Raw genomic sequence first — 19,897 nt, 5'->3', positions numbered from 1 at the left:
GTCAGTGGACCATGACCTGGCCAAGCGCCGGTTTCTGTTCCTGGGCCTGGTGCTGTGGCGCGTAGATCTGGATGAACCGCACTGGCGGCAGGTTGAACTGGCCTTTCTGCGAGAAGCGCACCAGGTGACGCACGCGCAATTCGCCGCTCAAGGCATCCACCGGAATCGCGTAAGCCATTTGCCCCGGTTCGAAACGCGCCTTCTCCAGCGAAGTCGGTTCGGTGCCGGCCTTGCCCATCAACTTGATGCCCCAGGTGGTGCGCTCGACATCGGCGCCCGGCGGCAGCGGCACTTCGATCATGCCGTAGCGCAGCGGTTTCGACGCTTTGCTGGTGATGATCACTTCGTCCAGGTACAGGCTGTCGCTGGACAACGGCTTGCCGTTCACCGGCTCGAGCTTGAAGGTGAAGGCTTCGTCACCGGGCACCAGTCGTGACAAACGGCGGGTAACGGTCACGGCCAATGGATCGGCTGGCGGCTGCCGCGTCTGGAAACTCAGCGCGGCTTTTAACGGCCGCTCCTGTGTCCCGGACAACGTCAGCACTGTCGGCACCGGCGTAGCGCCCTGCCACGTCCAGTACAGCTCACCGGTAGCGCCATGCTGTTTCTTCCAGCCGTCTCCCGGTGCCAGCGCGATGGTGGGCGAGGCCTGTTCAATGCTGCGCGCCAGCCAGGTCAGCGCCAAAGCGCGTTCCAGGGTGGATTGTTGCGGCAGCAGGCGTTGCAGCAAGGCTTGCGCCTGGGCCTGATCGAAGGGTTGCAGCGACAGGTTCAATGCTTCGACAAAGGGTTGTGAACTGACCTCCAGGCGCTGCCGGGAGTCCGCCAGCTGACGATTGAACGCCTCCGGCAGGCTGACCTTCAGCTGGTTGGCCAGGGACGCCGCCAGCACTCGAGCCACCGACAGGCCCAACGCCGAATCCGGATCGCCCATGACCAGGCTGTCTTGAGCGTCGTCGAGCATGTTCGCTGCCGGCCCCTCGCCTGCTTGTGTCAGGTCTTCCAGCAACCCGCTGAGCAAGGTGTTCACCGGCAATTGCATCTGCTTGGCGAAAGCCAGAATCAGCGCCCGCTGCAGCAGTGGCGTGTTCTTCGCTTGCTTGGCGTAAACCTCAAGCACCCGCTGCCAATGCTCCGGCGGCAGGGTCAGTTCCAGCGCTTTGCTGGCGTACCAGTCGGCGTAATAGGCGTAAGCGGTAAGAAAGGCGTCCGGCTCCCCGTCCTGGCCCCACCAGGTGAAACTCGCCGAAGGACCGGCCATTTGCACCAGGCGCAGACGGCTGTTTTGCATGATCAGGCGCAAGCGATCCCGGACCTGAGGGTTCGACGACAGCGATGGATAGGCGATGCTCAATGGCAACAACTGGCTGGCGGTTTGCTCGACGCCGCCGTACGGATAACTCAACAAATCATCGAGCGCCGAGCGGAACAACGCCTGCGGACTGTCATCCAGGCGCAGGCGAATATCCGTCGCGTCCGCCGGCAAGGTCAGCGCTGTATCACCGCTGAGCGCGTCCACGACCTGGCTCTGGGTGACCTGCCAACCTTCACCGGTCGCGGTCAGGCGCACCGCCAGGGCGTCGGCGGTTTTACCGTCCTGCACCAGTTCGGCGGTCCAGTCGCCATTCACAAGCGCAAACGCCGGCAACGCGATGTAGTTGATGCCGTTGTTCAGGGTCACCGGCACGCGCTGGTCGGCGCCGCCGTAATGAATCACCAGCTCAGCCTTGACCGGTTTTTCGGCCTGGCTGAAGGCGAACACACCGAGATCCGGTTTATCGCCGGTACGGAATCGGGCCGGGCCGCTCCACTTCAGGTACAGCGGTTTTTCCGAGCGCACGAATTGTTTCTTTTGCCCGACCTGCCCGTCATCAGCGATGGCCCGGGCGGTGATACGCCAGCGAGTCAGCGAGTCCGGCATCTTGAAGGTGAAACGGGTTTTGCCGCTGGCATCGGTCACCAATTCAGGCTGCCAGGCGGCCGTGTCGACGTCTTCACGACGCGGGCGCTCCAGCACTTTCACCCCGCGTTCGCTGCGGTTGGCTTTGCCCGGCGCGCCTGGGCTGCCGGGCAATGCCACGTCGTAGCTGATGAACGACAGGCTGGCGCTGGTACGCACGTTGTTGCGGCGTGGGTGATAGAAGAACTGGTCGATGGTCGGCGCGACTTCCGGTTGCAGCGCGTAGATCATTTCATCCACGACGCTGACCGTCAGGTGCGCCGCAATTGGCTTGCCGGCGAACTGCGTGGTGAGGTCAACCGACACGGTATCGCCCGGCTGGTACGTCTCTTTATCGGTGGCAATCGCCACGTCGATTTGCGGCGTCACCACTTTGATGCCGGCGTTCTGGAAGCTGTACTGACCGCCCTTGGTGTAGAGCACGGAGAATGTCAGGTTCGGTGCAAAGTTATCCTTCACCGGGATACGCGCGCGGTACTGGGTCTCGCTGAGTTTTTCCATCTTCAGCCAGTCACCGCCCCGGGACAGCAACGCGGTGGCCTCGACCTTGTCACGCTCCAGGGACAGCAGTGCATCGCTGACCGGTTCCGGGAAGGTGATCAAGGCGAGGGCTTCTTCGCCGGTCTTGTACTCGGGTTTATCGAGGACAATTTCCACAGTGCCCGGCACGGCTTTGACGCCCTCGCCGGTGACCGAATGACCGGTGGCGCCGACGACGCGGCCATGCGCATCCTTCAGCGTCAGGTTGTAGGTGCCCGGACGGTCGAAAGCGATAGTGAAGCCTTGGTCTTTGGCGCCGAGTTTGCCGTCGCCGGTGGTCTGGTCTTCCAGTCGCACCCAGCTGTAGCTGCTCGGGGTCACGGCTTTGCTTTGCTCGCCAGCACTTTCGTTGGCGTAGCCGAAGGCAACCTTGTCGCCGACTGCGCTGAAGCGCTGCGGTGCACGCAAGCTGAAACTTGCAGCACCACGGTCGATGAGGATTTCCTTGGTGGTCCTGACCCGATACGCCGCGCCATCGCTGGCGAACACCGTGAGCATGTAGCGGCTCGGTTTGTCGGCGGCCGGCAGGTCGAGGGTCGCGTTGCCCTTGGCATCGGTGGTCAGTTCGGTGCTGGTCAGCTCAATCGGGAATTGCCCGAGGTATTGCAGCTCGTTGTCGACCATCGACAACTGCTGGGCGCGCAGGCTCAGGGTCAACTTGGCGTTGGCCACCGGCTTGCCGTCCGGGTACAACAGCACGAGACTGCCCTTCACCGGCTCGCCCGTGCGGTAATCCTGCTTGGCCAGGTTCAGCGAGATTTCGAAGTGCGGCTTGATGTATTCGGCGACGCGAAAGGCACTGCTGTAGGCCTGATCCTTGTAGCTGAAACGCAATTCATAACCGCCCGCCACTGCGTTTTCCGGCAGCTGGAAACGGCCCTGGGTACCGGATTTGGAGTCGAGCTTCAGAGCCAGCGATTGCAGCGCCGTGCCGGTGGCATCGAGCACGGTCACGTTGACGTCGGCAGCAGTCGGCGCCAGAGAATCCCGGGCGTTCTTGAACTCGCGGCCGACGATTTTCAGCGACACCCAATCCCCTGGCCGGTAAAGCGGCCGGTCGGTAAACGCATAGAGTTTGGTGTCGTAGATTTCGCTGTCGTAATAGAAGTTCTCGGAGACGAAAACATCGCCCTCCTCGTCCTCGCCGATCACGAACGAACGCTCAGGGCTGACGTGTTTCAGGCGCAGCAAACCGTCGGTGTCGGTAGCGCCGCTGCTCATCACGCCGAGGCCATCGGTCCACAGCACGTTAACCTTCGGCACCGAGCTGCCTTCGTGTTTGCGCGCCGCCCAGACCACCAATTCATCACCGGCAATTTTGCTCACCGCCACGGTGTTGGAGACGAACACCATGGTGGTTGCGCGGTACTTGCCGATCAGCGCCTCCACCAGGTAAAGACCCGGCTTCAAATGACCCAGCGGGATGTAGACGTTGCCCGTAGCGACGCTGACAAAATCGCTGGAGGAACCGGCCAGGTTCACGCCTGGCGGCGGCTGGATCGGCTTGGCTTCCCACAGCGGATAGCGGAACTGGCTGACCACCGGCAAGCCCGGAATCAGGGCGAACTGCGGCTGGGCATCGTAGGGCGTGGGCGCAGCCATGGCGGCGCCCATCTTCAGCTCCGGTACTTGCTCGGTGACCTGTTTACGCGACTCGTAGGAAAACGCTCGCTGCATCACCCGACGGGACTTGCGATACCAGTTATCCCACAGGTACGCGAGGGTGTTCGACAGGCCTTCGCCCTTGAACTGGCCATCGCTGACCACGCGGTGCAGGTTCTTCTGGCGCTTGAGAAAGTCCAGCGGCTTGTCGATGCGATACACCCGGATATCCGCGCCGCCATAGGGCTCCATGCGAAACCGGCGATAATCGCGCCCGGGAGCTTCGAGCCGAACCACTGCGGGTTCGTCGCTGGCAAAACTGCTGTCGGCCAGCAGGAAAAAACTTTCGCCGGCCACCGGCGTGTAGCCACTTGGCTCGACGCTGTCTTCAGCATGAGCCGCCGGGAAAGGCAGCATCACAACCAACAGCAAAGGCAGAAAGCGCAGCATGCGGGCACCGATCATTGGGAGAGAAAATTCAGTCGATAGACGCCGATGAAGTTGGGATTGGCTGCGTCGGGTATCCATCGGGTGTCCTTCCATGTCATGAGTTGCTGCAGGCTCGCGGAGCGCATGCCGTTGTCAGTCGGGGTGGTGGTGCCAGTGTGATAGGCAATGTGGCGGCCCATCCAGATCATCAGGTGCTGGTCGTCACCCTGATCAAAAAACATCAGGTCGCCGGGCCGGGCCTGAGCCACGTCACGGCCAACCAGATGACTGTTGAACTGGATCAGCTTGATCGCGTTGACGTAGGGCCCGACCTTGCCGCCACCTTGCTGCCACTGTCGGGCCAGGCCACGTTGCGCCTCACTCAGTTGCAATTCCGGCGGCAGGTAGCGATTGGACAGGCCATTGCTGCGCAGCCATTTGTCGTCATGCACCTTCAGGGCTTCGTTGGCGGCAAATCGAACCAGCCCGGCGCAGTCCTGCTGATACCAACGGGGGCTTGGGCCCTGCACCAACTGTTCCTGGGCGATGCGTACGAACCAGGCGCGAAACACTTGGGATTGCTGTGGATCGAGCGAAGCCGCGTCGCTGGCGAACACGTGAGTGCCCAAGAGCATCGCCACCAGGCCAAGGCTGCGGACAAGCAAGGTCACAGGGCTTTCCACTGCAGCGGCAGCCACTGCCAATGGCCGTTGGGCTCACTGCCTTCGGGCAAGGTCAGGGCGTATTTACCGTAGCCGCCCAGCGTGCGCAGTTTGGGCATCAGGTAAGTCTGGGCGGCGTTGTAAAACACCGGTTCCATGTCCTGTGGCAGGCTGTCGAGGGTTTCCTGCTGCATCAGTTGCGCCATGGCATCGGGGCCGAAATACACCGGCATCAACAGGTCTTTGGGCACCAGGTCGGCCATCGGCGGAAAACGCTTGTCGAGGGTGTCGAGGGCTTTGTCGACGAGTTTGTCGTCGAGGGAGAACAGCAGCGTCGAACCATGGCGCGCCAGACTCACCCGCATGAACGCCTTGCCGGTGATCGCCGCCGGTTGCTCGGCCTCGCTGGCTGCATAGGGGCCGAAGTTGGAGCTGACCTGACGCTGCCACTGGCGGGTTTCACCCTGCAGTTTTTCCACCACAGGGAAAGCATGCTCATCGACCTTGCCTTCATAGGCACCGACCATCGAGCCGAACAAAGTGCCCAGGTCGCCGTCGAGCCTGGCGCTGTCATCATCGTCCAGGCTCGCCACCAGCAGCGGCGTGTACAGCCGCGAATCGGCGTACCAGCACAGGCCGGCAGCACCGGCCATGTGTTCGGTCAACGCCTGGGCTACCTTGTCGTCGGCACCGAGCTTCACCAGTAAGGGTTGCTGTTGCTCGGCGGCCAGCGGCAAAGCCACGCAGGCGCTGGCGCCCATGGGCATGGCCTGCCAGATCGGCTTGAAATCGAAGTCTGGCTGGTTGTCCAGTTCGTCCATGGCGAGGAAGCTGTGCCAGCCCTTGTCGTCCATGTCGAAGCGAAGCCCGGCAAAGTTGGGGATGAAGCGCTGGTAGCCCATGGCCAAAACACTGGAATTCACCGACAGCCGCTGTTTCACCTCCGGGGCTCGGGGTTGCAGGCCAAAGGCCTCGGGGAACAGTTTTTCGCCGTTGAGCAAGGCCGCGATGGCCTGGCTGGAAACACTGCCCGGCTCTGGCGCTGCGCCAGCTTCTGGGTCTTGCAGGCGGATCGGATTGGACAGCACCACTAATTTGTCGCCATGAGAAGCGAACAGCAACGCCTTGGTAGCGTTATAGGTCAGCTGGTACAGCGCGACGTCGTCGGCGCCGACTTTCACCTCGGCGACCTTGCTCAACTGGGTATCATCCAGCGCCACCTTGGCCAGCGGCTCCAGCACTTTGGCCAGGCCTCCACGATCCATCACCAGCAGAAAATCCTTCAGGCGACCATCTGCCCCGCGCCACAGTGCAACGTCTGCCGGCTGATCGAACAGCTGCTCGATGAGGCTGTCCTGTAATTTAAGGTCATGCTCGTAGATGATCCGCCGCAGGCTGCCGATCACGCCCAGGCGATCGGCATGGGTCTCGTAATAGAAGACGAAATCCTCAGTCAGGGTTTCCTTGAGGAACGGCACGGCCAGCAGGTCTTTGGGCAACTGACTCAGGGAATGGGTTTCGAGCAGGCCGTCCGGCCGGCTCATCCCCAGCTTGTCGCTGGCCAGCAGCGCCATCGGCGCCTTGGGTTTGTACATGAACCAACCCATGGCGCCGGCCACGCCAGCCACTACGCACAGCCCGATCAACAGTGCCGGCCAGCGACGCGGGGGATTGGCTGACGCAGGTACAGTGTTATCGCTCATATTCACGCTCATGTTCCCGAGGCTCAGCTGTTCATCCGTGGAGCGGGATGCTTAATAGTTGAAAGTCTTGACCAGCAGCAGGTCACCAATCGCGCGCAGGGGCACGATGAAGGTTTCGCGTTTTTCGTTGACGGTGTTCTCGTTCAGCACCAGGTTGATTTGCGAGGTGATGACCTCGTTCTGGTTACTGGTCTCATCGAAGTTATAGCCGCCGCTACCGAAGTTGCCCCAATAGTTGACGTAAACCAGATAGGTGCCACGGATCGGCGCGGTCATGGTGAACATTTCCGGGCCGGGACCGTCCACCCCGTCCGGGTCCAGGCCGCCCCCGTTGGATAACGCCGGATGCGACCAGAATGCATGCTGGCCATCGGGTGTGACGATGTGCAGGTCGAGCTCGGCTTTCGGATCGTCCCAGCCCAGCACCACGCGAATCTGCGCCGGGGTGCGCAGGCTGTTGGCCTCATAGAATTGAACGCGCTTGAGGGATTTGCCTTCGGCGCTGCGCACTTCGACACTATTGGAGCCGGCACCGAACGCATAGGGCCGGGCGAAGCGGCCCTGGTCGTCGGTGTACAGATTCAGGGGATTGCCGTTGACCGCCAGGGTATGCGGCCCGCGCTGGGTGCCGATGGCCTTGAGCTGGCCCTGGATCATGGTGCGATTGCGCTGCACGCCCCGGTCGATGGGTGGCGTCGGATAGGCAACCTGAGGGTATTCACTGCGATCGAGCAAGCCGTTGTAGCGCCAGCCACCGACCGGTTCTGACAATTGCGCCGTCGGCTCGGCCAAGGCAGCGCAGGCCCAGCCCAGCAGCATCAGCAGTGAAAGAAAACAACGCATGTGACGCCTCCTGCCATGCATAACGAAACCTGGCACCCGATCCTCGGTGCGTTAAAGATCCAAAAATTGCGTTTCGTCAGAATGACCCGCGAATATCGGGTCAAGGATGGCGCGAGGTTAGACAGTCGGGCAGTTTTTAACAATCAGGTCCGGCTGATTTGCAGTAGGAATCGCGACCAAGGGGTGGACGGTGAGCCGAATAAACGCCATATTCGGCTCATCAGATGAGCCGAATAGACTATCTAATCGGCTCACACATCTCAAAAGGACCGGATTATGGCCCTGAACTGGATCTGGCAGCAGCCGGATTGGCCTGACTTCAACTGGCAAACCGAACGCCTCGCACCTTTGCTGCGCGACTGCGTCCAGGTGCAAGGACAGTTGATGGGCATGTCGAGCTCGGTGAGTCATTCGCTGAGCGCGCAGAGCGAACTGGATGCTTTGCTGCAAAACATCGTCACCTCTTCCGCCATTGAGGGTGAGCAACTGAATGTCGGGTCGGTACGGTCGTCGCTGGCGCGACGCTTGGGGCTGGAGTTGATCGACGGCAATAACGTGAGCCAGCGCAGTGAAGGCTTGGCGCAACTGATGCTTGATGCCACCCGGCATTTTGACCAGCCGCTGACATTGGCACGCCTTTTTGATTGGCACCAGTGGCTATTTCCCGAGCAGGACTCCAACCTGTCCGCCCGACCGATCCGTGTCGGCGCGTTACGCGGCGATGACCCGATGCAAGTGGTGTCAGGACGAATCGACAGGCCCACCGTGCACTTTGAAGCTCCGCCCAGGCTCGGTCTTGAACAGCATCTGCAGACTTTCCTGGCGTGGTTTGAAGCCAGCCGTAGCCAAGCGAATCTCGATCCACTACTGCGGGCGGGCATTGCGCACTTCTGGTTTGTCACTCTGCATCCCTTCGACGACGGTAACGGTCGGCTGACGCGAACGATCACCGATCTTGCGCTGGCCCAGGGTGAGGCGCAGGCCATTCGGTTTTATGCGATGTCAGCGAGCATTCTTGAAGACCGTTCGGGGTACTACCGGGTACTGGAAAACAGCCAGAAGGCGACGGTTGATATCACAGAGTGGCTGGAGTGGTTTCTGAAAACCCTGTTGCGCAGCTTGCGGCAGGCCATGGTGAGGATCGAATCGGTGCTGGGCAAGGCGCGGTTCTGGCAGGCGCACCGGGAGTCTGCACTGACGGTAGAACAAACCAAGGTATTGAACCGTTTGCTCGATGGTGGGGAGCACGGTTTCGAAGGCGGGATTAGCGCGGCGCAGTATCAGGCTGTGGCGAAGGTGTCCAAGGCGACTGCCACTCGTCACCTATCCGAACTGCTGGAGAGGGGTTATCTGAGGCGACTGCCCGGCGGCGGGCGTAACACTCGATATCAAATCAATTTTCCAGACCCTTCAACACAATGACCTGTTGAAACACACTCCTGTGGGAGTGTGGCAATGCCCCTGAAACAGGGCATAAAACCCCCGTTCATTTGCCCATAACCCCCATGTCTGCTAGTGTCGCGCCGGTTTAACGTCAACCGGAAATAGCCGCCATGGCCCGCAAAAAAGCTGCACTGGATTTCGAACAATCCCTCGCTGACCTGCAAACACTGGTCGAGCGACTGGAGAACGGCGAGTTGTCGCTGGAAGATTCGCTGACGGCTTTCGAGCAGGGCATCGGGCTGACTCGCGATTGCCAGGCGGCGCTGGCTCAGGCCGAGCAAAAGGTGCAGGTGCTGCTTGAGCGCGATGGCGAACTCGCCGAGGAACCCTTCGACGCGGAACAACCGGAATGATTGCCGCCTATTCGGCCAACAGCCAGGCGCGTGTCAATGCGGCACTGGATACCTTGTTCATCGCCCCAAGCCCCGAACTCGGGCGTTTGTACGAAGCCATGCGTTACAGCGTGATGAACGGCGGCAAACGCGTTCGCCCATTGCTGGCCTATGCCGCCTGCGAAGCACTGGGTGGCAAGGTCGAGCAGGCCAATGGTGCGGCCTGTGCGGTTGAGCTGATCCACGCCTACTCCCTGGTGCACGACGATTTGCCGGCCATGGACGACGACGATCTGCGTCGCGGCCAGCCGACTACGCACAAGAAGTTCGATGAAGCGTGCGCCATTCTGGCCGGTGACGGCTTGCAGAGCCTGGCGTTCAGCGCCCTGCTCGATCCGCAGCTGAGCAGCGCCGATGCTGACATCCGCCTGCAGATGGTCAGCGCCCTGGCGTTGGCCGCAGGCCCGGCCGGCATGGTGGGTGGCCAGGCCATCGACCTCGGCTCGGTCGGCCTGAAGCTCGATCAGAAGGCGCTCGAATACATGCACCGGCACAAGACCGGCGCGTTGATCGAAGCCAGCGTCAAGCTTGGCGCCCTGGCCAGCGGTCGTGCCGAAAAGGACAAACTGAATTTCCTGCAGACTTATGCACAGGCCATCGGCCTGGCGTTTCAGGTGCAGGACGACATTCTTGACGTAGAAAGTGATACCGCCACCCTGGGCAAACGCCAGGGCGCCGATATTGCGCGCGACAAACCGACCTATCCCGCCCTGCTCGGCCTCGACGCGGCCAAGGCTTACGCCCTGGAACTGCGCGATCAGGCCCTGCAGGCCCTGCGACCGTTTGACGCGGCAGCGGAGCCGTTGCGCGACCTGGCCCGCTATATTGTCGAGCGCCGCAGCTGAAGGCGTATCCGCCAAGTTAAAACCAACGCGTGGGCAGGGGGCGATGCATCAGGTAAACTGCCGCATCTTCTATACCTATAACGATTCGCCTGATGCCCACGACGTTTCATGAGATTCCCCGCAAGCGCCCGACCACGCCCCTGCTCGACCGTGCCAACACGCCGGACGGCCTGCGCCGGTTAGGCGAAGCCGAGCTGGAAACCCTGGCCGATGAGTTGCGCCTGGAATTGCTCTATACGGTCGGACAGACCGGTGGGCATTTCGGTGCCGGCCTGGGCGTCATCGAGCTGACCATCGCGTTGCATTACGTATTCGACACCCCGGATGACCGGCTGGTGTGGGACGTGGGTCATCAGGCTTATCCGCACAAAATCCTCACCGGCCGCCGCGAGCGCATGGCCACCTTGCGCCAGAAGGACGGCGTTGCTGCGTTCCCGCGTCGCTCCGAAAGCGAGTACGACACCTTTGGTGTCGGCCACTCCAGCACCTCGATCAGTGCCGCGCTGGGCATGGCCATCGCCGCCCGCCTGCAGAACAGTGATCGCAAGGCGATCGCGGTGATCGGCGACGGCGCACTGACCGCCGGCATGGCCTTCGAAGCGCTGAACCACGCGCCGGAAGTGAACGCCGACATGCTGGTGATTCTTAACGACAACGACATGTCGATTTCGCGCAACGTCGGCGGCCTGTCGAATTACCTGGCGAAGATCCTGTCGAGCCGCACTTACGCGAGCATGCGTGAAGGCAGCAAGAAGGTCCTGTCGCGCCTGCCCGGTGCCTGGGAAATCGCTCGTCGTACTGAGGAATATGCCAAGGGCATGCTGGTCCCCGGTACGTTGTTCGAGGAATTGGGCTGGAACTACATCGGACCGATCGACGGCCACGACCTGCCGACCCTGATCGCGACCCTGCGCAACATGCGCGACCTCAAGGGCCCGCAGTTCCTGCACGTGGTCACCAAGAAAGGCAAAGGCTTCGCTCCGGCAGAAGTCGACCCGATCGGCTATCACGCGATCACCAAGCTGGAGCCGGTCGACGCACCGGCGGCGGCCCCGAAGAAAGCCGGCGGCCCCAAGTATTCGGGCGTATTCGGCGAGTGGCTGTGCGACATGGCCGCCGAAGACCCGCGACTGGTCGGCATCACTCCGGCCATGAAGGAAGGCTCGGACCTGGTGGCGTTCAGCGAACGGTTCCCGGAGCGCTATTTCGACGTGGCGATTGCCGAACAGCACGCCGTGACCTTGGCGGCAGGCATGGCTTGCGAAGGTGCCAAACCGGTGGTGGCGATCTACTCGACCTTCCTGCAACGCGGCTACGACCAGCTCGTGCATGATGTGGCGGTGCAGAACCTCGACGTACTGTTTGCTATCGACCGTGCCGGCCTGGTGGGCGAAGACGGTCCGACCCACGCGGGCAGCTTCGACCTGTCGTTCCTGCGCTGCATTCCCGGCATGCTGGTAATGACACCGAGCGACGAAAACGAACTGCGCAAGATGCTCACCACCGGCCACCTGTACAACGGTCCGGCAGCAGTGCGCTACCCACGTGGCACTGGCCCGAATGCTGCGATAGAAAAAACCCTGGAGCCGATCGACATCGGCAAGGGCATCGTTCGCCGCCAGGGCAGCAAGGTCGCCCTGCTGGTGTTTGGCGTGCAACTGGCCGAAGCGTTAAAGGTCGCCGAGACGCTGGATGCAACCGTGGTCGACATGCGTTTCGTCAAGCCACTGGATGAAGCCCTGGTCCGTGAAATTGCCGGCCATCACGACTTGCTGGTGACCGTCGAGGAAAACGCGATCATGGGCGGCGCTGGCGGCGCGGTCAGCGAATTTCTGGCTCGGGAAAATATCCTCAAGTCCATGCTGCACCTGGGCTTGCCGGACCTTTACGTTGAGCACGCGAAGCCGGCGCAGATGCTGGCTGAGTGTGGACTGGATGAGGCCGGGATCGAAGCTTCGATTCGCCAGCGCCTGCAGTTGTTCAATTTGTAACCACCCCGCGTAGGAGCTGCCGAAAGCTGAGATCCTTTGATCTTGCCCTTCGCCAGCTCCTGATCTGCCAAAACACAATCAAAAGATCGCAGCCTTCGGCAGCTCCTACAGGGCGTTGTGCCGCATCACCTCGGATCCTCCATGAAACTCTCCTCGCTCGCCCTGGCGCTGACCCTCCTGCCAGCCGGTCCGCTCCTGGCCGACACCTTTGAACGCGACCAGGCCCTGAAGCTTCCCGACGTGCTGATCAGCGCCAACCGCCAGGTCGAAGCGCGCAACGACAGCAGCGCCGCCAACACTGTGTTCACCCGCGAAGATATCGACCGCCTGCAACCGGCCAGTGTCACCGACCTGCTGCGGCGCGTGCCGGGGGTACAGGTCGGACAAACCGGCGGGCGCGGCAGCCTGCCGGGGATCTACATTCGCGGCACCCGGTCGGCGCAGAGCCTGGTGCTGGTGGATGGCCAGCGCATCGGCAACTCGACTTCCGGCGACAGCAACCTGCAGCACATCAACATCGAGCAGGTTGAGCGAGTGGAAGTGTTGCGTGGCTCCCGGTCGGTGATTTACGGCAGCGATGCCATTGGCGGGGTGATCCAGATTTTCACCCGCCGCGGCGGCGAGCCGGGCCTGAAGGCGCGCCTGCATGCCGGCTTTGGCAGCAATCAGACCTGGGAACGCAGCCTTGGCTTGTCTGGCGGTGACGAGAAAACCCGTTTCGACCTCGGGGCCAGTCTCGATGAGACGGCCGGCATCGATCGCACCCACGAGTCGTACCCCAGCGATGGCGACCATGATGAGTACCGTAACAAGTCGGTGAGCATGAGCCTCAGCCATGCGCTGACCGATGACATCGAAGTCGGCGCCAACCTGTTGGATAACCGCGGCAAAAGCGCGTTTGACAACCCGTTTGGCCGCTTCGACCTGGACACGTTTGAATCATTTCAACAGCAACCCTACAGCGACTTTGCCGTCAGCAGCTTCAGCAGCTACGTCGATGCCCGGGTCAACGACCGCTGGAAAACCCGGGTCGAACTGGGGCACAGCGAGAACCGCGAGAAGACGCTCGACAAGCTCAGCGACGAGCGCAGCGTCTTCAACACCTACCGCGACTCGGTGAACTGGCAGAACGACCTGACGCTCAATGACCGCAACAGCCTGATCCTTGGCGGCGACTGGTATGAAGACCGGATCAACAGCAGCACGCCGTTCGATGAAGACAGTCGCTGGAATCGTGCTGCGTTCATTCAGCACCGCTACCAGGCGCAGAGTTTTTCCACGGAGCTGGGCTTGCGCCGGGACCAGAACCAGCAGTTTGGCGGCCAGAACAGCTGGAGTGGCACCTTTACCCTGCCGCTGAATCCGGACAATGACCTGTTGCTGAGCTACAGCGAAGGTTTCCGCGCACCGACCTTCAACGACCTGTATTACCCGGATTTTAGCAACCCGGATCTCAAGCCGGAAACCTCGAAGAGCTACGAGCTGCAGTGGCGCAGCCAGTTAAGCGACACCAGTCGCCTGGAGGCGTCGCTGTATCGCACCGACCTGGAAGACGCGATCATTTTCGGCAGCAATTCACGCCCGCAGAACATCGCATCGGCGCGCATCAACGGGTTCGAGGCTGCGTTGAAGCAGGAACTGTTCGGCTGGCAAGGCAACCTGGGCCTAGCGATCATTGATCCGCAGGATCGCGACACCGGCCATACCCTGGCCCGCCGCGCTCGACGCACCCTGAGCCTGGACCTGGATCGACAGTTTGACCGGCTGGGCGTCGGCGCCAGCTGGCAGGCCGTGAGCAGCAGTTACGACGACGAGACTAACCAGCAGCCCTTAGGCGGTTATGCGCTGCTGGGGTTGCGCAGCAGCTGGGAGTTGAATCGCGAGATCAGGCTTGAACTGAAGGTGGATAACCTGCTGGACAAGGGTTACAGCCGGGTGCTGTACAGCTATGACGGGAGTCAATACGGGTATCGCGAGGAAGGCCGGGCGTGGATGTTCGGGGTGAGCTGGACGCCGGAGCTCTGACCCAACGTTGCCTGGGCTGGCCTCATCGCGGGCAAGTCGAACCGTCGAACCGCCGCTCCCACAGGTTTCAGGTAAGGCACAAAACCTGTGGGAGCGTGGCTTGCCCGCGATGCAGGCGACTCGGTTTAGCGCTCCGGCGCAATTAACCGACACAATGCGGCCGTCGCCTCGACCATCTGCCCGCTAGGCCGCTCCAGCCCCTTATCCACCACGCGCAACAACCGCCCGTGCGCCACGGCCGCGACCTGGGGCCAGCCCCTCCATGCCTCAAGCTGTGCCTGATCCCCGGCCAGAATGACCTCGGGATTGCGCTGCAGCACCGCCTCCACGCTCACCTGCGGCGCCGGCAGCTGCAGGTCGGCAAACACATTGCGCGCCCCACACACCTCAAGCGCATCACTGATGATCTGCCCGCCACCCACGGTATACAGCGGTCGATCCCAGACCTGATAGAACACCCGCAACGGTTCATCCCTTCGGTATCGCTGGCGCAACTCAGCCAGGCGAGCTCGCAGACTTGCAGCCAGCGCCAGACCCCGCTCCGGTCGCCCGAGCTGGCGGGCTATCGCTTCGATCTGTGCCGCAAGTTGTTGCAGGTCATGCGGTTCGGCAACATAAGTGGGGATATTCAGGCGCTTGAGCTGTTCGCGCTGGGCCGGGCCGACGCTGCCGGGCCATAACAACAGCAAATCCGGCTTGAGACTGAGCAGGCGCTCCATGTCCAGCTGGCCGTAGCGGCCGACCGAAGCCAGATGATTCAGTGCAGCGGGGCGCTCGCCGGCATCCAGTACGCCCACGAGGAGATCTGCGGAATTCAACTCAACGACGATTTCAGTCAGGGATGGCGCCAGGCTGACAACCCGCTCGACCGCCGCAGCGTTGCCGCTCACGGCCAGCAGCAGTACCGCCAGCCAATTACGCCACATCAGCCAAGCTGACGCGGGATGCGGTAGAGGTAGAACAACACGGCGGTCGACAGCGCCAGCAGAAACAGCGGCACCGCTTCCAGGCCGACAAACACCGCCAGGGCGCCGATCCAGGCAGGCAAACCGGCGACCAGGAACGCCGTGCGTCGCTTGGCGGCCAGGGTGATCCAGGCGGCGGGCTCTTCAGGGGTGTCGAGGGCTTTTTGCGTGGCGATCAGCGCGTGCTTGTAGGCTCCGAAGAATTTCAGGCTGACAAACATCGAGGCGACGCCGGCAATGAACAAAGGCATCGCCAACACCGGCAGGATGGGCTCCATTTGGCCGAACACGCCGTTGATCACGAACAATGGCACCAGCGCCAGCGCCAGGTATTGCCACCAGTTAACGGACAGTCGCCGCCGCACCTGACCTCGGGTCACGCCCGATCCGCCTCGCCCTGATGCTCGTTGCCCATCATGTGGTCGAGCTTGCTCGCCTTGGTGGCCAGGTACAGTTTGTTGTGCGGGTTATGCCCGGTGTGCAGCGGCACGCGCTCGGCGACCACGATGCCCATGTCGGTCAAGGCTTTGACCTTGCGTGGGTTGTTGGTCATCAGGCGCAGGGACTTCACTCCCAGGTGTTCCAGCATCGGCAGGCACATGGCGTAGTCACGCTGGTCAGCGGCGAAGCCCAGGCGCTCGTTGGCTTCGACGGTGTCGGCGCCCCCGTCCTGCAATTCATAGGCCCGGATCTTGTTCAACAGGCCGATGCCGCGACCTTCCTGGCGCAGGTACAGCAATACGCCACGGCCTTCACGGGCGATGGCCTGCAAGGCTGCCTCAAGCTGCGAACCACAGTCGCAGCGCTGACTGAACAAGGCATCGCCGGTCAGGCATTCGGAATGCAAGCGACCCAGCACCGGGGCACCGTCATCGAACTCACCCAGGCTCAGGACTACGTGCTCGCGCCCGTTCTCTTCGTCGAGGAAGCCGTGCATGGTGAATTGCGCAAAAGGCGTTGGCAGCTTGGAAGCGGCGACAAAAACGACAGGCACCGGTGTGCTCCTGATCTATAGGTACTGGAGATTCGCAGACGCGGCATTGTAACAGCAGGTTCCAGCAGACGCTCAGGCTGAATTATGGGGCATAACAATCAAAATGTTTGATCAACGGTCGTGCGATCAGCCCTGCAGGAGCTGCCGCAGGCTGCGATCCTTTGATCTTGCTTTCAAAAACCAGATCGAAAGATCGCAGCCTGCGGCAGCTCCTACAAGGCTGGACGCTAGAAGGGGTAGGGTTGCTTCCAGCGTTCGAAGATCGGTTTCAACTGGCCGTTCTTCACCAGCACTTCCATGCGCTGATCAAACAACGCCATCAGCCCGCGCGCCCTGGGGTTGTCGGCAAAGCACAGGTACAACGGCAACTCGGCGACATGGGTACGGCGAAACTGCGCAGGATCCTTGGCCCGGCTGACCACGTAATCCACCTCGGTGAGGGCATCGATGTAGTAGTCGGCACGGTTGTGCAGCAGCATCGACAGGATGCCGGTGCGCCGGATCACTTCGTTATAGCGGCTGACATTGGGCAGGTAGAGTTGATACTGGTAGCCACGCACCCAGGCCAGCCGGTAGTTGCCCAGGGTATCGGGGGTAGGCGCGGGATTACTGGCCAGCCCCAAGGCATAGATGTGATCGGTGTCGTAGCTCCACCGCGGATAAAGCAGGTCGCTGACTTCGTCACGATAGCCGCCGACACAGGCATCCACTTCACCGCGCTGGGCCAGGCCAATGGAGCGGGTATAGGGTTCGGTACGGATATCCAGCTTGACGCCCGCCGGCTCGAACACTTCGCGCAAGACGTCCCAGGCCAGGCCATGGCCATCGGCAGCGGTATAGTCTTCCCACTCTTCGCTGGCCAGATGAATCACCGAGGGTGGCGCCAGGGCACCCGCTTGCACCCACGAGCACAGCATCGCCAAAATCATTACCGCCAAACCACGCCGAGCCATCCCCTGTCCCCCCGGTCAGTCCCTCAAGCCAATAACCACACCAACCCCTGCATCGCCAGCCAGGCAAACACACCGGCCAGTACGTCATCAAGCATGATCCCGACGCCGCCATGCACGTGCCGGTCGATCCAGCGAATCGGCCACGGCTTGAGAATGTCGAAGAAGCGGAACACAAGGAAACCCGCCAGTAACCAGTACCAGCCCTCCGGCACCAGCCACAGCGTGATCCACATTCCGACCATTTCGTCCCAGACGATACCTTCGTGGTCGTGCACGCGTAAATCGTCGGCCACCTTGCCGCACAGCCAGAAGCCGAACAGCATGGTGATGCCCAGCATCAGCCAGTAACCCCAATCGGGCAGCATCTGCCATAAGGGGATGAAAGGTAGCGCAACTAATGACCCCCAGGTGCCCGGCGCCTTTGGCAAGGTGCCCGAGCCAAAGCCGAAGGCCAGGAAATGCCATGGATTGCGCCAGACCGACGGCGGTACGAATTCCGCCGGAACCTGCTTGGGATGATCTGTCACGTTGTCTCCCGAAAATGTTGGTAGCCCCGGGTTTGCGGGGTGATGTCTCTTCCGTCGGCATCCAGCAGGGTCACGCCCTGACCACTGACTACACGTCCGACCACATGGATCGGCCAGCCGTCGGCCAACAGGCCGGGTAACTCGACGGACGGTAGGGTAAAGGCCAGCACGTAATCGTCGCCACCGCTCAAGGCCGCCTCTTGCGCGCCCGCCTGGCCGAGGAAGGCCACCAGGGGCGCAGAGACCGGCAGCTTACTCTGCTCGACCTGAACGCCTACCTTCGAGGCGAGCGCCAGGTGACCGCAGTCCGCCAGCAGGCCGTCGGAGATATCCAGCGCCGAGGTCGCCTTGCCCCTTAGCGCTCGACCCAGGGCCAGCTGAGGCTGGGGCGACCAGTAATGTGCCAGCAACGGATCGGCAATCGACGGTTCGGCCGTTCGCTGGCCGAGCACCAGCGGCAAGGCCCCGGCAGCGTTGCCCAGCTCACCGCCAACACACACCAGGTCACCTGGCTGCGCGCCGCTTCGCACCAGGGCCTCACCGCTGGGCACTCGGCCAAACACGGTCATGGTCAGGCTCAGCGGGCCGCGGGTGGTATCCCCGCCCACCAGCGCCACGCCGCAGCCCTGGGCCATGAGGTTCAAACCACGGGCATAGCTTTGCAGCCAATCGGCAGTCACCGTCGGCAAGGTCAGGGCAAGGGTAAAGGCAACCGGCGTGGCGCCCATGGCGGCCAGATCGCTGACAGCCACCGCCAGCGAACGCTGGCCGAGCAGAAAAGGGTCGCAAGGATCTGCGAAATGCACACCTGCAACCAGGGTGTCGGTGGAAATGGCCAGCTGCTCCCCGGGGGAAACAGCCAGCAAGGCACAATCGTCGCCGATTCCCAGAGCAACGCCTTCGCCGCCTTGCGCACAAGGCGCGGCGGCGAAGAAATTGCGGATCAGCTCAAACTCGCCCATAGCGATACCAAACGCCGGTTAGCGCTTGAACGCCTTCACTTCAGCTTCACGCAGACGCGGGGCCAGCTTGTCGAGTACGCCGTTGACGAACTTGTGGCCGTCGGTGGAACCGAAGACCTTCGCCAGCTCGATACCTTCGTTGATCACAACGCGGTACGGCACGTCGACGCGCTCGAGCAGCTCCCAGGTGGACAGGCGCAGCACGGCCAGTTCAACCGGGTCCAGCTCTTCGATGGTGATGTCCAGGCAAGGCGCCAGTGCGGCATCGATGCGGTCTCTTTGTGCCGGAACGCCGTGCAGGATTTCACGGAAGTAGGCACCGTCGACATCACTGAAATCGTTATCGACCCGGAACTGCGCTTCGATCTCGTTCAGCGACTGCCTGGCCATGTGCCATTGGTACAGCGCCTGGGTCGCGAGCTGACGGGCTTCGCGACGCTTGACGCTTTTCGATGGCTTGCCGGCATCCGCAGGCTTTGGATCGCGCGGGTTGAAACGATCACTTTCGTCGCTAATCACTTGGCCTCCAACTGCGCCAGCAGGCTGACCATTTCCAGGGCGGACAGGGCAGCTTCAGCACCTTTGTTACCGGCCTTGGTGCCGGAACGCTCGATGGCTTGTTCGATGGAATCAACGGTCAGGACGCCGAAAGCGACCGGTACGCCGAACTCCATGGACACCTGGGCCAGGCCCTTGGTGCATTCGCCAGCGACGTATTCGAAGTGCGGGGTACCGCCACGAATGACTGCGCCCAGTGCGATGATTGCAGCGTACTCGCCCTTCTGGGCGACTTTCTGTGCAACCAGCGGAATTTCGAAGGCGCCAGGGGCGCGGATGATGGTGATGTCGCTTTCGCTCACGCCATGGCGAACCAGGGCATCAACTGCACCGCTGACCAGGCTTTCAACGACGAAGCTGTTGAAACGGCCGACTACCAGGGCGTAGCGGCCTTTAGGGGCGATGAAGGTACCTTCGATGGTCTTCAGGGTCATTCGTTAGATCTCTTAAAGAGCCGGGACGCGTTTTCTACGCGTCCCTCAGTGATGTGTTAACCGCGAATC

The 19,897-nt window shown here is 61.8% G+C and carries 17 protein-coding genes; 5 read left to right on the top strand and 12 right to left on the bottom strand.

The window, feature by feature from the left end:
- Position 1: 1 nt before the first annotated feature.
- Genes AAEZ09_RS10005 through AAEZ09_RS09990 form a run of 4 tightly spaced genes read right to left on the bottom strand, consistent with a single transcriptional unit; the run spans position 2 to position 7,739 of the window.
- Positions 2–4,567 (bottom strand): alpha-2-macroglobulin family protein, encoded by a 4,566-nt coding sequence (locus AAEZ09_RS10005; RefSeq protein WP_350599345.1) that lies wholly within the window; start codon positions 4,565–4,567, stop codon positions 2–4.
- Positions 4,564–5,166 (bottom strand): DUF1175 domain-containing protein, encoded by a 603-nt coding sequence (locus AAEZ09_RS10000; RefSeq protein WP_177328520.1) that lies wholly within the window; start codon positions 5,164–5,166, stop codon positions 4,564–4,566. The genes AAEZ09_RS10005 and AAEZ09_RS10000 overlap by 4 nt, the downstream gene beginning before the upstream one ends.
- A gap of 32 nt (positions 5,167–5,198) precedes the next feature.
- Positions 5,199–6,896, bottom strand: coding sequence for a DUF2138 domain-containing protein (locus tag AAEZ09_RS09995; protein ID WP_350599342.1), 1,698 nt, complete (start codon positions 6,894–6,896; stop codon positions 5,199–5,201).
- Positions 6,897–6,947: 51 nt separating this feature from the next.
- Positions 6,948–7,739: a YfaP family protein gene (locus AAEZ09_RS09990; protein ID WP_350599340.1), complete on the bottom strand. Its 792-nt coding sequence runs from the start codon at positions 7,737–7,739 to the stop codon at positions 6,948–6,950.
- A gap of 276 nt (positions 7,740–8,015) precedes the next feature.
- On the opposite strand from AAEZ09_RS09990, the gene AAEZ09_RS09985 reads away from it, so the two are divergent.
- The 5 genes from AAEZ09_RS09985 (at position 8,016) to AAEZ09_RS09965 (ending at position 14,435) form a co-directional block, all read left to right on the top strand.
- Positions 8,016–9,161 (top strand): Fic family protein, encoded by a 1,146-nt coding sequence (locus AAEZ09_RS09985; RefSeq protein ID WP_350599338.1) that lies wholly within the window; start codon positions 8,016–8,018, stop codon positions 9,159–9,161.
- 131 nt (positions 9,162–9,292) lie between these two features.
- Positions 9,293–9,535, top strand: coding sequence for an exodeoxyribonuclease VII small subunit (locus AAEZ09_RS09980; protein WP_003228627.1), 243 nt, complete (start codon positions 9,293–9,295; stop codon positions 9,533–9,535).
- Positions 9,532–10,419, top strand: a complete 888-nt coding sequence (gene ispA / locus AAEZ09_RS09975) for a (2E,6E)-farnesyl diphosphate synthase (protein ID WP_350599335.1) — start codon at positions 9,532–9,534, stop codon at positions 10,417–10,419. The genes AAEZ09_RS09980 and ispA overlap by 4 nt, the downstream gene beginning before the upstream one ends.
- Before the next feature lie 92 nt (positions 10,420–10,511).
- Positions 10,512–12,410 carry a 1-deoxy-D-xylulose-5-phosphate synthase gene (dxs, locus tag AAEZ09_RS09970; protein ID WP_350599333.1) on the top strand — a complete coding sequence of 633 codons (1,899 nt, stop codon included), beginning with the start codon at positions 10,512–10,514 and terminating at the stop codon, positions 12,408–12,410.
- 141 nt (positions 12,411–12,551) lie between these two features.
- Positions 12,552–14,435, top strand: a complete 1,884-nt coding sequence (locus AAEZ09_RS09965; RefSeq protein ID WP_350599331.1) for a TonB-dependent receptor domain-containing protein — start codon at positions 12,552–12,554, stop codon at positions 14,433–14,435.
- Positions 14,436–14,560: 125 nt separating this feature from the next.
- Here the strand turns inward: AAEZ09_RS09965 and AAEZ09_RS09960 are convergent, their stop codons facing one another.
- The 8 genes from AAEZ09_RS09960 to ribH form a co-directional block, all read right to left on the bottom strand.
- Positions 14,561–15,361, bottom strand: a complete 801-nt coding sequence (locus AAEZ09_RS09960) for a cobalamin-binding protein (protein ID WP_350599328.1) — start codon at positions 15,359–15,361, stop codon at positions 14,561–14,563.
- Entirely contained in the window at positions 15,361–15,780 is a 420-nt protein-coding gene (locus tag AAEZ09_RS09955; RefSeq protein ID WP_350599326.1) for an MFS transporter, read from the bottom strand. The genes AAEZ09_RS09960 and AAEZ09_RS09955 overlap by 1 nt, the downstream gene beginning before the upstream one ends.
- Positions 15,777–16,394, bottom strand: coding sequence for a GTP cyclohydrolase II (gene ribA, locus AAEZ09_RS09950; RefSeq protein ID WP_045057501.1), 618 nt, complete (start codon positions 16,392–16,394; stop codon positions 15,777–15,779). Before ribA ends, AAEZ09_RS09955 begins: the two co-directional genes overlap by 4 nt.
- A 227-nt stretch (positions 16,395–16,621) precedes the next feature.
- A complete protein-coding gene (locus AAEZ09_RS09945; RefSeq protein ID WP_350599325.1) occupies positions 16,622–17,347 on the bottom strand; it encodes a substrate-binding periplasmic protein in 726 nt (241 codons plus the stop codon).
- Between the two features lie 23 nt (positions 17,348–17,370).
- Complete coding sequence (locus AAEZ09_RS09940) at positions 17,371–17,874, bottom strand: phosphatidylglycerophosphatase A family protein (RefSeq protein WP_045057499.1); 504 nt, start codon at positions 17,872–17,874, stop codon at positions 17,371–17,373.
- Positions 17,871–18,836, bottom strand: a complete 966-nt coding sequence (thiL, locus tag AAEZ09_RS09935) for a thiamine-phosphate kinase (protein WP_350599322.1) — start codon at positions 18,834–18,836, stop codon at positions 17,871–17,873. Before thiL ends, AAEZ09_RS09940 begins: the two co-directional genes overlap by 4 nt.
- A gap of 18 nt (positions 18,837–18,854) precedes the next feature.
- Complete coding sequence (gene nusB, locus AAEZ09_RS09930; protein WP_045057497.1) at positions 18,855–19,355, bottom strand: transcription antitermination factor NusB; 501 nt, start codon at positions 19,353–19,355, stop codon at positions 18,855–18,857.
- Positions 19,352–19,828: a 6,7-dimethyl-8-ribityllumazine synthase gene (gene ribH, locus AAEZ09_RS09925; protein ID WP_003185938.1), complete on the bottom strand. Its 477-nt coding sequence runs from the start codon at positions 19,826–19,828 to the stop codon at positions 19,352–19,354. The genes nusB and ribH overlap by 4 nt, the downstream gene beginning before the upstream one ends.
- Positions 19,829–19,897 lie beyond the last annotated feature (69 nt).

Source organism: Pseudomonas sp. 65/3-MNA-CIBAN-0223 (genome assembly GCF_040310425.1).
Lineage (GTDB): Bacteria > Pseudomonadota > Gammaproteobacteria > Pseudomonadales > Pseudomonadaceae > Aquipseudomonas > Aquipseudomonas gregormendelii.
This window is presented reverse-complemented; position numbering and strand designations above follow the sequence as displayed.